Source organism: Marinobacter sp. NFXS9, assembly GCF_040148665.1.
Taxonomy (GTDB): domain Bacteria; phylum Pseudomonadota; class Gammaproteobacteria; order Pseudomonadales; family Oleiphilaceae; genus Marinobacter_A; species Marinobacter_A mangrovi.
The window spans coordinates 45,975-60,412 of sequence record NZ_JAGDDW010000018.1; the positions used below are offsets into that span (position 1 = coordinate 45,975).

Annotated in this window: 14 protein-coding genes; 13 read left to right on the plus strand and 1 reads right to left on the minus strand. The window is 58.9% G+C overall.

What is annotated here, in order from left to right; all coding sequences use genetic code 11:
- Positions 1–10: 10 nt before the first annotated feature.
- Positions 11–781 carry a type I methionyl aminopeptidase gene (map, locus tag J3364_RS20505; RefSeq protein WP_123634994.1) on the minus strand — a complete coding sequence of 257 codons (771 nt, stop codon included), beginning with the start codon at positions 779–781 and terminating at the stop codon, positions 11–13.
- A 353-nt stretch (positions 782–1,134) separates the two neighbouring features.
- Here map and rpsB point away from each other — a divergent pair, with 353 nt between their 5' ends.
- The 13 genes from rpsB (at position 1,135) to lpxA (ending at position 14,386) form a co-directional block, all read left to right on the plus strand.
- Entirely contained in the window at positions 1,135–1,875 is a 741-nt protein-coding gene (gene rpsB / locus J3364_RS20510) for a 30S ribosomal protein S2 (protein WP_123634993.1), read from the plus strand.
- 191 nt (positions 1,876–2,066) lie between these two features.
- Positions 2,067–2,936, plus strand: coding sequence for a translation elongation factor Ts (gene tsf / locus J3364_RS20515; RefSeq protein ID WP_349560018.1), 870 nt, complete (start codon positions 2,067–2,069; stop codon positions 2,934–2,936).
- Positions 2,937–3,125: 189 nt separating this feature from the next.
- A complete protein-coding gene (pyrH, locus tag J3364_RS20520; RefSeq protein WP_123634991.1) occupies positions 3,126–3,854 on the plus strand; it encodes a UMP kinase in 729 nt (242 codons plus the stop codon).
- 59 nt (positions 3,855–3,913) lie between these two features.
- Positions 3,914–4,471, plus strand: a complete 558-nt coding sequence (gene frr, locus J3364_RS20525; RefSeq protein WP_349560019.1) for a ribosome recycling factor — start codon at positions 3,914–3,916, stop codon at positions 4,469–4,471.
- Between the two features lie 74 nt (positions 4,472–4,545).
- A complete protein-coding gene (gene uppS / locus J3364_RS20530; RefSeq protein ID WP_123634989.1) occupies positions 4,546–5,328 on the plus strand; it encodes a polyprenyl diphosphate synthase in 783 nt (260 codons plus the stop codon).
- Between the two features lie 21 nt (positions 5,329–5,349).
- Positions 5,350–6,192, plus strand: a complete 843-nt coding sequence (locus J3364_RS20535; RefSeq protein WP_349560020.1) for a phosphatidate cytidylyltransferase — start codon at positions 5,350–5,352, stop codon at positions 6,190–6,192.
- A 16-nt stretch (positions 6,193–6,208) separates the two neighbouring features.
- Positions 6,209–7,405, plus strand: a complete 1,197-nt coding sequence (gene ispC, locus J3364_RS20540; protein ID WP_349560021.1) for a 1-deoxy-D-xylulose-5-phosphate reductoisomerase — start codon at positions 6,209–6,211, stop codon at positions 7,403–7,405.
- 133 nt (positions 7,406–7,538) lie between these two features.
- On the plus strand, positions 7,539–8,888 hold the full coding sequence (gene rseP / locus J3364_RS20545; RefSeq protein WP_349560022.1) for an RIP metalloprotease RseP: 1,350 nt from the start codon (positions 7,539–7,541) through the stop codon (positions 8,886–8,888).
- A 44-nt stretch (positions 8,889–8,932) separates the two neighbouring features.
- Positions 8,933–11,251, plus strand: coding sequence for an outer membrane protein assembly factor BamA (gene bamA, locus J3364_RS20550; protein WP_349560023.1), 2,319 nt, complete (start codon positions 8,933–8,935; stop codon positions 11,249–11,251).
- Positions 11,252–11,323: 72 nt separating this feature from the next.
- Positions 11,324–11,818: an OmpH/Skp family outer membrane protein gene (locus J3364_RS20555; protein ID WP_123634984.1), complete on the plus strand. Its 495-nt coding sequence runs from the start codon at positions 11,324–11,326 to the stop codon at positions 11,816–11,818.
- 296 nt (positions 11,819–12,114) lie between these two features.
- Complete coding sequence (gene lpxD / locus J3364_RS20560) at positions 12,115–13,146, plus strand: UDP-3-O-(3-hydroxymyristoyl)glucosamine N-acyltransferase (RefSeq protein WP_349560024.1); 1,032 nt, start codon at positions 12,115–12,117, stop codon at positions 13,144–13,146.
- Positions 13,147–13,157: 11 nt separating this feature from the next.
- On the plus strand, positions 13,158–13,595 hold the full coding sequence (gene fabZ, locus J3364_RS20565) for a 3-hydroxyacyl-ACP dehydratase FabZ (RefSeq protein WP_123634982.1): 438 nt from the start codon (positions 13,158–13,160) through the stop codon (positions 13,593–13,595).
- Complete coding sequence (lpxA, locus tag J3364_RS20570; protein ID WP_123634981.1) at positions 13,595–14,386, plus strand: acyl-ACP--UDP-N-acetylglucosamine O-acyltransferase; 792 nt, start codon at positions 13,595–13,597, stop codon at positions 14,384–14,386. The genes fabZ and lpxA overlap by 1 nt, the downstream gene beginning before the upstream one ends.
- The last annotated feature ends 52 nt before the right edge of the window (positions 14,387–14,438 follow it).

Here is a 14,438-nt window from a genome sequence, read left to right on the forward strand (position 1 = left end):
CTCTGCTGGCTTAAAACGTCTCGTCCGAGCGCTTCGTCAGCACTTCGTGGCCATCGGCCGTCACCAGGATGGTGTGCTCCCACTGGGCTGACAGCTTGTGATCCTTGGTGACCACGGTCCAGCCATCCGGTAGCAGTTTGCAGTGGTACTTGCCCTGGTTGATCATTGGCTCGATGGTAAAGGTCATGCCTTCCTGCAGCTCGAAACCGGTGCCCGGACGGCCATAATGCATAACCTGAGGCTCCTCGTGGAAGACGCGCCCGATGCCGTGCCCGCAATAGTCGCGAACGACCGAATAGCGGCTCTTCTCCGCATGCTGCTGGATGACATGGCCGATATCGCCAAGACGGGTGCCTGGGCGGACAAGCTCGATCCCTTTATAGAGGCATTCCTGGGTAATGCGCACGAGTCGTTCCGCCGCAATCTTGGGTTCGCCTACAAAGAACATCTTGCTGGTGTCGCCGTGGAACTCGTCTTTGATCACCGTGACATCGATATTCAGCGTGTCGCCGTTCTTGAGCACTTTCTTCTCGCTCGGAATGCCGTGGCAGACGACATGGTTGACGGACGTGCAGATCGATTTCGGAAAGCCCTTGTAGTTCAGGGGCGCCGGGATAGCCTTCTGGACGTTGACAATATAGTCATGGCAAATGCGGTCCAGCTCTTCAGTGGTTACGCCGGGCTTGACGTGTTCACCGATCATCTCCAGCACATCGGCGGCCAGGCGGCCGGCCACACGCATCTTTTCAATTTCCTCAGGGGTCTTGATCGATACCTGCATCAGTAAGGCTTTCCTTCACACGGATTAAGCGCCCATTTTAGGGAGGTGCCACGGATGGTACAAGGCAACGCTTTCTAATTGGACCATATGCCCGCTCTATATAGGCATCATTATAAGGCCTTGATCTTCGGCAAATGCGTAGTGCGTTAATGAAAAACAAGTGGCGTATTTGGGCGCTCATATGGTATAAACGCGCCCGCTGAAGCCATTGTCCGGACGCTTGTTCAGGTAGTGATCAGCAAAAAACACACATGTGTCGACACGTTGACCCAGGGTGCTTGTCAGGATTGGATCCTGCAGGTTGGGCAATTGGACACGTGGAGGACTAACCCAAAGTTTGAAAGGTATTGATCATGGCACAAGTCAACATGCGTGACCTGCTCAAGGCAGGCGCTCACTTCGGTCACCAGACTCGTTACTGGAACCCGAAAATGTCGAAGTTCATCTTCGGCGCCCGCAACAAGATTCATATCATCAACCTGGAACAGACTGTTCCGGCCATGGACGAAGCGCTGAACTTCATCCGTCAGCTGGCCGAGAACAAGAACAAGATCCTGTTCGTTGGCACCAAGCGCGCCGCGGCCAAGATCATCAAGGAAGAGGCTCAGCGCGCCAACCAGCCGTACGTCAACCATCGCTGGTTGGGCGGTATGCTGACCAACTACAAGACGATCCGTCAGTCCATTCGTCGCTACCGTGATCTGGAAACCCAGAGCCAGGACGGTACCTTCGACAAGCTGACCAAGAAGGAAGCGCTGGAGCGCACCCGTGAGATGGACAAGCTCGAGCGCAGCATCGGCGGTATCAAGGACATGGGCGGCCTGCCGGACGCACTGTTCGTGATTGACGTGGACCACGAGCGCATCGCCATCAAGGAAGCCAACAAGTTGGGCATCCCGGTTATCGGCGTTGTCGATACCAACAGCGATCCGGACGGCGTCGATTACGTGATCCCGGGTAACGACGATGCGATCCGTGCGATCCAGATCTACGTGAAAGCCGTTGCCGATACCTGCCTCGAAGCGAGCCAGGGTGGCACCGGTGCTGATGAGTTCGTTGAAGTCAGCGAAGAAGACGCACCGGCTGCTGAATAAGGCGGTGCAACCGGCTGATTCAGATTCAGCGACGAAAAAGGGGGGCTGAGTCCCCCTTTTTTGTAAGGGTTGCAGGTGCTCGCAGTGACACAGGGTCGACCGCATGCATACCCGGTCGGCCCCGCGAATTAAAGAGGTGGCGCCCAACCACGGGCGTCATTGACTGGATATTGAAAACGAGAGGATTGAACATGGCTGCTATTACCGCTGCAATGGTCAAAGAGCTGCGTGATCGCACGGGTCTGGGCATGATGGAGTGCAAGAAAGCACTGGTTGAAGCCGAGGGCAGTGTTGAAAACGCGATTGAAGAGCTGCGCAAGTCTTCCGGCCTGAAAGCGGCCAAGAAGGCCGGCCGTACTGCGGCTGAAGGTGTTGCCGTGCTGAGCGTTGCCGACGACAACAAGAGCGCCACGCTGCTGGAAGTGAACTCCGAGACTGACTTCGTCGCACGTGACGATAACTTCATGACTTTTGCCAACGAAGTTCTGGAAGTTGCGGTCAAGACCGGTGAGACTGACGTGGCCAAGTTGATGGAAGGCGATCTGGAAGGCAAGCGTGAAGCGCTGGTCCAGAAGATCGGTGAGAACATCACTGTTCGTCGCATCCTGAAGATCGAAGGCGACGTGGTTGACGGCTACGTTCACAGCAACAGCAAGATTGCTTCTGTTGTGGCCCTGACCGGTGGCAACGCCGAAACCGCCCGTGACATCGCCATGCACGTCGCGGCCGTTAACCCGCGGGTTGGCAAGCCGGACGAAATGCCGCAGGACGAAGTCGAGAAAGAGAAGGACATCATCCGCGCGCAGCCGGACATGGAAGGCAAGCCGGAGGAAATCGTCGAGAAGATGATGACCGGCCGGATCAACAAGTTCCTGAAGGAAAATAGCCTCGTGGAACAGCCTTTCGTGAAGAACCCGGATCAGACCGTCAAGGCGCTGCTGAAAGAGCAGGGTGCCGAACTGGCCGGTTTCATCCGTCTGGAAGTCGGTGAAGGCATCGAGAAAGAAGAAGTGGATTTCGCTGCAGAAGTGGCTGCGGCGGCAGGTACCGGCAAGGCCTGATCCCGCTTCTGCAAGCCGCGTCGCGCGCCGTTCCGGCGGCGCCGCCGCGGGTTGCATCCGAAACGGTCTGACGTCGGGCCGTTCCGGATGCAGCCCTGACCCTGATAACGTCTGCGACGGCGAGCTTCGGCGGCGACGGGCGTTGTCGGCCGTCAAGTCATCGTTCACGCCATTAGGGGAACCCTCGCCATGCCGAAACACTCGCAGTCCCAGCCCAAATACAAACGCGTCCTTCTCAAGCTCAGCGGCGAAGCCCTGATGGGTGAGCAGGATTTCGGCATTGACCCCAAGGTCCTTGATCGCATGGCGCTGGAGATCGGCGCATTGATCGGTATTGGTGTCCAGGTGGGGCTGGTCATCGGCGGGGGTAATCTTTTCCGGGGTGCCGCGCTCAACGCAGCGGGTATGGATCGGGTGACCGGCGACCATATGGGCATGCTGGCAACCATGATGAACGGACTGGCAATGCGGGATGCGTTGGAACGCTCCAACATCCGCACGCGCGTTATGTCCGCCATTCCGATGAGTGGTATTGTCGAGCATTACGACCGTCGCCGGGCCGTGCGCGACCTGAAAGACGGCGACGTGGTGATTTTCTGTGCCGGTACCGGGAACCCCTTCTTCACGACGGATTCGGCGGCGTGTCTGCGGGGCATCGAGATCGATGCCGACGTCGTTCTCAAGGCGACCAAGGTCGACGGCGTTTACTCCGCCGATCCGGTCAAGGATCCCTCGGCTGAGAAATACGAAAGCCTGACCTATGATGAAGTGCTCGACAAAAAGCTCGGCGTCATGGATCTCACTGCCATTTGCCTGTGCCGCGACCAGGGCATGCCGGTTCGCGTGTTCAACATGAACAAGTCCGGCGCGCTGACCCGTATCGTGGTGGGCGAGGCAGAAGGTACACTGATTGAATAAGGCTCGACCGAGCCTGAACACGCATTTTCCGGGCAACGGACTGAATTGAGGAATTCAAAGTGATCAACGAAATCAAGTCAGACGCCGAAAAGCGCATGAAGAAGAGTCTGGACGCGCTGCACTCGGCCTTCAACAAGATCCGCACCGGCCGCGCGCATCCGGCCATCCTGGACAGTGTCACGGTCAACTACTACGGCCAGGAAACTCCGCTGAAACAGGTGGCTGCGGTCAACGTTGAAGATTCCCGTACGCTGGCGGTTGCCCCGTGGGAGAAGAACATGGTCCCGGCCATCGAAAAGGCCATCATGACGTCTGACCTGGGCCTGAACCCGGCCAGCAATGGCGATATTATCCGCGTGCCCATGCCGATGCTGACCGAGGAAAGCCGTCGCGAGCTGGTCAAGCAGGCCAAGGCGGACGCCGAGCACGGTCGCGTCTCCATCCGTAACGCACGGCGTGACGCGAACAACGATCTGAAAGAACTGCTCAAGGAAAAGGACATCACCGAAGACGAAGAGCGTAAGGGCGAGGAAGAGATCCAGAAGCTGACCGACCGCTACATCGCTGAAGTCGAAAAGATGCTCAAGAGCAAGGAAGACGATCTCATGGAGGTCTGATTCCTGTTCTGGAACTTACCGGGGGCGGCCGGGGACAATGATCCCGGCGCCCCCGTGACGTATCAGGGGAAGGCATGACGGAAAGTCTATCCGCCAACATACCGGTGACGGCGGCCTCAACGCCGCGGCATGTGGCCATCATCATGGATGGCAACAATCGCTGGGCGAAGCTGCGCCGGCTGGCGGGAGTCGCGGGTCACAAGGCCGGCGTCAACGCAGTGCGCTCGACGGTCGAGACCTGCGCCCGGAATGGCGTCGAGGTACTGACGCTGTTTGCATTCAGCAGTGAGAACTGGCGGCGGCCCAAGGATGAAGTGTCGGCGCTGATGCGTCTGTTTCTGATGGCTCTGGAGCGCGAAGTCCGCAAGCTGCATCGCAACAACATCCGCTTGCGCATTATCGGCGATCGCTCCGCGTTCAACGACAAACTTCAGGAGCACATGGCCCGGGCAGAAGAGTTGACGGCCGGGAACACGCGTATGACGCTGGTGATCGCCGCCAACTATGGCGGGCACTGGGACATTACACAGGCGGCACAGTCGCTGGCGCGGGACGTCCAGAATGGCCTCCTGCAACCGGGCGACATCACCGACGAGCATCTGCAAAAGCGGCTGTGCATTGGTGATCTGCCCATGCCGGACCTGCTGATACGTACCGCCGGAGAGCAGCGCATCAGCAATTTCCTGTTGTGGCACCTTGCGTACACCGAATTCCACTTTTCCAATGTGTTCTGGCCGGATTTTGACGAGCGGGAGATGCTCGCGGCACTGGAGGCCTACGCCGGCCGCAAGCGTCGTTTTGGCCAGACAGACGATCAACTGGAGAAGGCCGCCGCGACTGGCTCCGAATCCAAATAAATAACAAGAGCGAGCCCTGTTGTGCTCAAGACACGTGTCATCACAGCCCTCATCCTGGCTCCGATCGCCATTGGATGTATTTTTTTCCTGCCACCACTGGGCTTTGCCCTGTTTACCGGGATCATCATTTCCATCGGCGCCTGGGAGTGGGCCAATATGGCCGGCATGACCGCCGGTCCCGCGCGCATTGGCTATGCCCTCGCCACCGCACTGGTGCTATTCCTGCTGTTGCAGAGCACGGCACTGACCGTTCTGGTGCTGGCGGTGATCTGGTGGATCGTCGCCCTGTTGCTGGTACGGGCCTATCCGGGCGGCAGTCAACGGTGGCAACCGGTCCCGGTCAGGGCGCTCATGGGCGGGCTGGTACTCGTCCCCGCATGGGTCGGTCTGAACCAGTTGCGCTCCGGTGATTTTCACCTGGCCAATGCGGATAATAATCTGCTGCTGTTGCTCTACGTCTTTTGTGTGGTTTGGGTGGCAGATATCGGCGCCTATTTTGCGGGTCGCGCTTTCGGCAAAGCCAAGCTTGCCCCCCGGGTCAGTCCCGGGAAGTCCTGGGCCGGCGTCTGGGGCGGGCTGGTCGCTGTGGCGGCACTGTCTTTGATTGTGAGCCTCGTGATTGGTTGCAGCGCCACCGAAACAGGGCTGCTGCTGGTCGTCAGTCTCATTACGGGGGCGGTGTCGGTGCTTGGGGATTTGCTTGAAAGCATGCTCAAGCGCTTTCGGGGCATCAAGGACAGCAGTCAGTTGCTGCCCGGTCACGGTGGTATCATGGATCGCATTGATAGCCTGACTGCGGCCATCCCCGTCTTTGCCCTGTGTATTACCCTGCTGGGCTGGCTTCAGGTCAGTCCGATTGCATGAACCTGCTGGGGGCGCCATGCGTCACGTAACCGTCCTGGGCGCGACGGGCTCAATCGGCCTGAGCACGCTCGATGTCATTGCCCGTCATCCGGATCGTTTCCGTGTCTTCGCGCTGACGGCCTGTCGTCAGGTCGACAGCATGCTTGAGCTGTGCCGGCGGCATCGGCCACGCTATGCCGTCATGGCCGACCCTGAGGCGGCTGCGCAGCTGAACCAAAAGGTGCCGGCGGCGTGGCAGGTGGAGGTGCTATCCGGACCGGAAGGTCTGGTTGCCGTCGCCGAAGCCGATGAATGCGATACTGTCATGGCCGCCATCGTCGGCGCAGCCGGTCTCGAGTCGACTCTGGCGGCGGTGCGCACCGGCAAGCGGGTGCTGCTCGCCAATAAGGAAGCGCTGGTCATGTCCGGCGCCCTGTTTATGGATGCCGTGGCCGAGAGCGGGGCGGAGTTGCTACCGATCGACAGCGAACACAACGCGATTTTTCAGTGCCTGCCGCCGCACCAGGTGCGAAATTTCCCTGGAGCCGGCGTCCGGCGGGTATTGCTGACCGCCTCCGGAGGCCCGTTCCGCGAAACGCCGGCGGACGCGCTGGTCGACGTGTCTCCCGAGCAGGCCTGCGCCCATCCCAACTGGAGCATGGGGCAGAAGATTTCGGTGGATTCGGCCAGTCTGATGAACAAGGGGCTGGAGCTGATCGAAGCCTGCTGGCTGTTCAATACCCGGCCGTCGCAAATTGAGGTGCATGTGCATCCGGAAAGCATCATCCACTCCATGGTGGAGTATGTGGATGGCTCGGTGCTGGCCCAGTTGGGAAGCCCCGATATGCGCACACCGATCGCCAATGGGCTGGGATGGCCGGAGCGGATTGATGCCGGTGTCGCGCCTCTGGATCTGTTTGCCCTCGGACGCTTTCATTTCGAGCGGCCGGACTTGCAGCGTTTCCCCTGCCTGCGGCTTGCAGCAGAGGCGTTTGAATGCGGCGGTACCGCGCCAGCCGTTCTGAATGCGGCCAACGAAGAGGCGGTTGCCGCCTTCCTGCGTCGTGAGATCCGTTTTACCGATATTCCGGCCGTGATTGAATCGGTTCTGTCGTCGTTGCCGGCGGTTGCCGCGGACAGTTTTTCCGTTATCTTCGAAAAAGATCATGAATCCCGGGCCTTCGCTGCGGAACAGATTCGCAGACGCGCGGTCTCAGTGTCTGGCCTCAAGTAAGGTCGGTCTCCTGACGGGTGTCTTTCCCGAGGCGGTCGGCCGGTATAAAAAGAGGCGTGTGACGGCGGGCGTCGTCACGGTCGGAGCCTGCCCCACGCAGGTCGGCCATAACCTGGTTTGAATCCGGAGCAACATGCAGTTTATTGAATCAGCGCTTGCGCTCATCGTGACCCTGGGCATCCTGGTCACCATCCACGAATACGGGCACTTCTGGGTGGCCCGCCGGTGTGGCGTGAAGGTTTTGCGGTTTTCTGTCGGCTTCGGCAAGCCCATGTTTTCCCGGTATGACCGGCACGGCACCGAGTTTGCGGTGGCCGCGATTCCGCTGGGCGGCTATGTCAAGATGCTGGATGAGCGGGAAGGGCCGGTGCCCGACGATCAGCTCGACCAGGCCTTCACCCGGAAATCCCCCGGCAAGCGCATCGCCATTGCAGCCGCCGGTCCCGCAGCCAATTTCCTGTTTGCCATCTTCGCTTACTGGTTGTTGAGCGTCGTGGGTGTTACCACAGTCGCGCCGGTCGTTGGGGACGTCAAGCCGGGCAGTGTGGCTGAACGCATGGGGTTGTCGCCCGGCATGGAAATCATCAGCGTCGACGGCGAGCCGGCAGCCAACTGGCGCGACATCGGCGCCTCGTTACTGGAACGTGCCGGTGAATATGGCCAGGTTCGCATGACGGTCCGGGAAGATGGCCAGACCAGCGAGCATTCGGCCGATCTCCAGGGCTGGCGGTTGGATCAGGACGAACCCAATCCGATTGACCTGTTTGGTATCGCGCCATACCGCCCGGATGTGCCAGCGGTGCTGGGCCAGGTTATGGAGGGTGGCCGTGCACAAGCGGCGGGCCTGAAGGCCGGCGATCATATCGAAGCGGTTAACGGTACACCTGTGGAGGATTGGTTCGCCCTGGTCAAGAAGATCCAGGCGTCGCCCGAGAAAACACTGACATTGACGCTGACGCGTGATGGGCAGGAGCGGCAGATGGACGTCACGCCTGCACGACACGAAACCGATGACGGTCAGGTGATCGGACTGGTCGGTGCCGGGGTCAAACCGGTCGACTGGCCGGACGAGATGATGCGGAATACCCGATACGGTGTCCTGGCAGCTATTCCGCATGCGGTGGGTGAAACCTGGGGGGACACCCGCCTGACTCTGATTGCCATCAAGAAGATGGTGACCGGGTTGCTGTCTTTGAATAATCTCAGCGGCCCCATTACCATTGCCCGCGTTGCCGAGCAAAGCGTGAGTTCCGGGTTCGAGGATTTCATCCAGTTCCTGGCGTACCTGAGCGTGAGCCTTGGCGTGCTGAACCTGTTGCCGGTTCCCGTTCTGGACGGCGGCCATATTCTCTTCTACAGCCTGGAGGCCATTCGGCGCAAACCGCTCTCCGAGCAGGTGCAGGCCGCCGGAGTGAGAATAGGGATGGCCATGATCCTGACATTGATGGTCTTTGCTCTTTACAACGACCTGATGCGGTTGTGAGAATCACGACCTTCCGTACGCGCATAAACAGGCGAATTATCTGAATGAGACGTTCTCTTCTGAGTGTGGCAGTAGGCCTCATTTCCACAGTAGGGGTCCTGCCATCGGCTCTGGCTGACCAGTTTGTCGTATCCGATATAGAAGTCGAAGGGTTGCAGCGGGTGTCCGCCGGGACCGTATTTGGTGCTTTCCCCGTTGATATCGGTGAGCCGGTCGACGAAGTGTCACTGGCGGATGCGATCAAGAACCTGTTCGGTACCGGGCTGTTTACGGATCTGAGCGCCAGCCGGGACGATGACGTCCTGGTCCTGACCGTCAAGGAGCGGCCAGCCATCAGTTCCATCGATATTGAAGGGAACAAGGCGATCGAGACCGATGCGCTCAAGCAGGCCCTGGACAGTGCCGGCCTGAAGGAAGGGCAGGTGTTCAAGCGCGCCACCCTGGAGCGACTCGAGCTGGAAATCCAGCGCTCCTATGTGGCCCAGGGTCGCTACAGCGCCCGGGTCAAGGCGACGGCGGAAGAGTTGCCCCGTAACCGGGTGGCGATCAAGCTGGATATCAACGAGGGCGAAGTCGCCTCGATCCGCCATATCAATATCATTGGCAACGAATCCTTCTCCGACGAACAGCTTCTCGACCAGTTCGAACTGGAAACATCCAACTGGTGGGCCTCGATCACCAACTCCGACAAGTACGCTCGCGAACGTTTGAGCGGCGATCTGGAAACGCTGCGCTCTTGGTATCTGGATCGCGGGTATATCGATTTCAATGTGGAGTCCAGTCAGGTCTCCATCTCTCCGGACAAGAAAGACGTCTTCATCACCATCGCGATTAATGAGGGGCCGAAGTACACGATCTCGGACATCAAACTGCGTGGTGACCTGATCCTGAAAGAAAGTGAACTGCGTGATCTGATCAAGCTGAAGTCCGGCGATACCTACTCACAGCAGGCGCTGACCAATACGTCCGAACGTCTTTCTCGTCGTCTGGGCAAGGAAGGCTACACCTTCGCCAACGTCAACGCGGTGCCGGAAACCCACGATGATCACACCGCATCGGTGACGTTCTATGTTGAGCCAGGTAAGCGTGCCTACGTTCGCCGGGTCAACTTCAAGGGGAACGTCAGCACCCGTGACGAGGTTCTGCGCCAGGAAATGGTGCAGATGGAAGGTGGCGTGGCGTCGACCGATCTGATCGAATACTCCAAGACGAAACTGGAACGACTGGGTTTCTTCAAAACCGTGGACGTGGAAACCGTCCGGGTGCCGGGCCATGACGACCAGGTCGACGTCAATTACACCGTCGAAGAGCAGCCGACCGGCAGTCTCTCCGCCTCACTGGGCTTCTCTCAGAGTTCCGGTGTGATCCTGGGGGCCAGCGTTTCCGAGAAGAACTTCTTCGGCACTGGTAAGCAGGTCACGATCGGCGCCACTCACAGTGATTCGGTGCAGAGTGCCAAGTTCTCCTACACCAATCCTTACTATACCGTTGATGGCGTCAGTCGTGGCTTCAGTCTGTACGGGCGCCAGACCGATTACGATGAGCAGGATATTACCTCTTACCTGCTGGACGAGTATGGCGGCAGTATCGATTTTGGCTATCCGATTGACAGCATCACCCGTCTGAATTTTGGTACCGGTTACACGCGGACCAAGATCAAGCTGGATGATTATCCGGCCCAGGAAGTCTCCGACTTTATCGATGAATATGGCGACACCTCGGATACCTTCCACCTGACTGGCAGTTGGACTCGCAACTCGCTGAACCGCGGCGTATTGCCGACCGCCGGTTTCAGCCAGTCGATTTCGCTGGATGTGGCGGTGCCGGGCAGTGACTTGACGTATTACAAGGCGTCTCACCGGACCAACTTCTATCAGCCGCTGAACGATAACCAGACCTGGGTCTTCCATACGCGCACGGACATTGGCTATGGCGATGGCTTTGGCAACAACAGTGAGCTGCCGTTCTATGAGAACTACTTCGCTGGTGGCTATGGTTCGGTTCGGGGTTATGAGGCCAACTCTCTTGGGCCGCTTGCCACCAACGCCGTTGGCGACAACTCCGATCCGGATCCGTTCGGCGGTAACCTGCTGACCGAAGGCAGCATGGAGCTCATCTTCCCGACACCGTTTGCCGGCGATACCCGGTCCATGCGGACGGCCTTCTTCCTGGATGCCGGTCAGGTCTTCGATACCAGTCGCGGTTACGATCCCAAGCTGGGCGAAGTCCGGACAGCGGCGGGCATCAGCTTCCAGTGGATTACCGCGATTGGTCCTCTGGCCTTCAGTCTGGCCAAGCCGCTGAACGATAAATCCGGGGACAATACGCAGGTGTTCCAGTTCTCACTGGGGCAAACTTATTAATCGCCGGGCTCAAATCGCGCAGCGCAATCGGTACAATGCGCAGAACAAGACGAATGAACAGGAGTTTTCAGCATGATGAAGAAGATGATGGTCGCAGCCCTGGCCTTGATGCTGGCGGTGCCGGCGCTGGCCGACACCAAGATTGGTGTCGTGGACTTGCGCCGCGCTCTTTTTTCTTCGGATGACGCGCAGGCATTCAGCAAACAGCTTCAATCCGAGTTCAGTGACGACGAACAGAAAGTCCGGGATGCCCAGGAAGAAGCTCGCAAGCTCAAGGAACGTCTGGAAAAAGACGGTGCTATGATGAACGAGTCCGAGCGCAATGAGCTGTCGGGCAAATTCAAGGACAAGGTCCAGGAATTCCAGTATCTCAAGAATCGTCTGGACTCAACCGTCAACAGCCGCAAGCAGAAGTTCCTCGAAGACGCCCGCCCGCAGGTGGATGCGGCCGTGAAGGCACTGCTTGAAGAGCATGACCTGGATCTGGTGCTGCCGAGCGAAGCCGTTGTCTATGCCAAGCCGGATATGGACCTGACCAAAGAGTTGATCAAGAAACTCAACAAATAAGTCGATGGGTCGCTGCCTGAAAACGACTTGAGCGCCCCCGAATCAGGGGGTTCCAGCCATTGTCCCGCTGCGGGGCCTCTGGCAGGATTCGGCGGTATTTTTCGGGCGACTCGTTTTGGCGAAGAGCCCCTGTCCAGGGGCGGGTTGTATTTCGCCCTCAATAGGGAGGCGAGGCGACCCGTCACCTTTTCAGGGGCTTTTCAGGTCTGGTGGCTGGCACAAGGGAGGCTGTCCGCGTCCTGTGTATTTGCGACGGTGAGCCCGAAGCAGTATCCCAAGACAGGGTGGAGTGAATCATGACGAACAAAGTCCATACGCTGGGCGACATTGCACAGGCACTGGGCGGTCGCGTAATCGGGGATGAATCGGTCCAGATCAGCGGCATTGCGACGCTGCAGTCTGCGGGAGAGGGCCAGATCTCTTTCCTGGCCAACCCGTCCTACGGCCGCTATCTCAAGGAGACGCGAGCTACGGCCGTGATCGTCTCGCCGGACATGGCTGACGAGTGTCCGACCAATGTCCTGTTACTGGACAATCCCTACCTCGGTTATGCTCGGTTGAGCCACTGGTTTGATCCCGAGCCCAATCCTGAGGCCGGCATTCATCCCTCGGCGGTAGTTGATCCGTCGGCAACGATTGCCGAAACAGCCTGGATCGGTCCCCAGGCGGTCATCGAGGCAGACGCGTCGGTCGCCGATCGTGCGGTGATTGGCGCGGGTTGTGTGGTCGGTCAGCGCTGCCGGGTCGGGGAAGGGTCCCGACTCAACCCGCGGGTGACGCTCTATCACGACGTCGTCGTCGGCAAGCGTTGTCTGATCCTGAGCGGTGCCGTGATCGGTTCCCAGGGGTTTGGATTCGCCAATGAAAAAGGCGTCTGGCATCGCATCGCCCAGGTTGGACGCGTGGTCATCGGCGATGATGTGGAGATCGGCGCCAATACGACAATTGATCGCGGCGCGCTGGACGACACCGTCATCGGCGATGGCGTCAAACTGGATAATCTCATCCAGATCGCCCATAACGTGAGCATCGGTGATCACACGGCTATGGCGGCACTGACCGGTATAGCCGGCAGTACACGGGTGGGACGGCACTGCGTCTTTGGTGGCGCATCCGGGGTGGGTGGACATCTCGAGATTGCCGACAACGTGCACCTGACCGGCATGACGATGGTGACACGCAGTCTGAAGGAACCGGGTGTTTACTCGTCAGGTACCGGCGTGGATACAAACCGCAAGTGGCAAAAGAGCGTCGTGCGCTTCCGTCAGCTGGATGATCTGGCGCGGAAATTGCGCGAGTTAGAGAAGAAACTGCTTAAACGAGCCTGAGGCCGTACCTGATGATGCATATTGAAGAAATTATGGAATTCCTGCCCCACCGCTATCCGTTCCTGCTGGTGGATCGCGTCACGGAAGTCGAGAAAGGGCAGTCCATTGTCGGCTACAAGAACATTTCGATTAACGAGCCGTTCTTCAACGGACACTTCCCGGGCAAGCCGATCATGCCGGGTGTGCTCATTATTGAGGCCATGGCGCAGTTGTCAGGGATTCTCGGGTTTGTGACTGTCGACCGGAAACCGTCCGATGGCGTGATACACTACCTCGCCGGTTCCAGTAAGGCTCGCTTCAAGCGGCCGGTGGTACCGGGAGACCAGTTGCGTCTTGAGTCCCGTTTCATTTCGGACAAGCACGGCATCTGGAAGTTTGACTGCCGCGCGCTGGTGGATGACAAGGTTGCCTGCGTCGCGGAAATCATGACCGCTGAGAGAGAAGTTTGATGGCGACACAGGTCTGGTCGGGAGTCCATCCTCAGGCGATCGTTGATCCCGGAGCGAAGTTGGGGAAGGACGTGACCGTGGGTCCCTTCAGTTATGTGGGACCCGATGTGGAAATTGGCGACGGTACGGAAGTTCTGTCCCATGTGGTGATCAAGGGGCCGACCGTCATCGGCCGCAATAACCGCATTTTCCAGTTTTGCAGTGTGGGCGAAGAGTGCCAGGACAAGAAGTACGCCGGTGAGCCGACGCGGCTGATTATCGGTGACAACAACGAGATTCGTGAAAACTGCACCATCCACCGTGGCACGGTCCAGGATCGGGGTGAAACGGTGATTGGCAGCAACAACCTGCTGATGGCCTATGTGCATGTGGCGCACGATTGCGTTGTGGGTGATAACACCATCCTGGCCAACTGCGCGACCCTGGCCGGCCACGTGTCGGTGGGTGACTGGGCGATTCTGGGCGGGGGCACCATGGTGCACCAGTTCTGCCATATTGGCGCCCACAGCATGAGCGCCGGCGGCAGCATCGTGCTGAAGGACATTCCGGCCTACATCATGGCCAGTGGCCAGTCGGCGTCCGCCCATGGTCTGAACGCCGAGGGCCTCAAGCGACGTGGCTTCAGCCGCGAGGTGATCACCGAGTTGCGTCGGGCCTACAAGGTGATCTACCGGCAGGGGCACACCCTGGCGCAGGCCCTTGAAGTATTGGAGCGGGATTTCTCTGGTCAGCCTGAGCTCGATGCACTGATCGAATCCCTGCGCATAGCGCATCGCGGTATCGTTCGATAACGGGGTGACCGTGACGGAATCCCCGCCTTTCCCTGCGGTCTCAGTCAAGCAC

Excerpts from the sequence above, each read along its gene's own strand:
- ispC (WP_349560021.1), top strand. The coding sequence starts at position 6,209 with ATGCGTCACGTAACCGTCCTGGGCGCGACGGGCTCAATCGGCCTGAGC.
- pyrH (WP_123634991.1), top strand. The coding sequence starts at position 3,126 with ATGCCGAAACACTCGCAGTCCCAGCCCAAATACAAACGCGTCCTTCTC.
- fabZ (WP_123634982.1), top strand. The coding sequence starts at position 13,158 with ATGATGCATATTGAAGAAATTATGGAATTCCTGCCCCACCGCTATCCG.
- map (WP_123634994.1), bottom strand. The coding sequence starts at position 781 with ATGCAGGTATCGATCAAGACCCCTGAGGAAATTGAAAAGATGCGTGTG.
- lpxD (WP_349560024.1), top strand. The coding sequence starts at position 12,115 with ATGACGAACAAAGTCCATACGCTGGGCGACATTGCACAGGCACTGGGC.
- uppS (WP_123634989.1), top strand. The coding sequence starts at position 4,546 with ATGACGGAAAGTCTATCCGCCAACATACCGGTGACGGCGGCCTCAACG.
- rseP (WP_349560022.1), top strand. The coding sequence starts at position 7,539 with ATGCAGTTTATTGAATCAGCGCTTGCGCTCATCGTGACCCTGGGCATC.
- tsf (WP_349560018.1), top strand. The coding sequence starts at position 2,067 with ATGGCTGCTATTACCGCTGCAATGGTCAAAGAGCTGCGTGATCGCACG.
- J3364_RS20555 (WP_123634984.1), top strand. The coding sequence starts at position 11,324 with ATGATGAAGAAGATGATGGTCGCAGCCCTGGCCTTGATGCTGGCGGTG.
- lpxA (WP_123634981.1), top strand. The coding sequence starts at position 13,595 with ATGGCGACACAGGTCTGGTCGGGAGTCCATCCTCAGGCGATCGTTGAT.
- rpsB (WP_123634993.1), top strand. The coding sequence starts at position 1,135 with ATGGCACAAGTCAACATGCGTGACCTGCTCAAGGCAGGCGCTCACTTC.
- bamA (WP_349560023.1), top strand. The coding sequence starts at position 8,933 with ATGAGACGTTCTCTTCTGAGTGTGGCAGTAGGCCTCATTTCCACAGTA.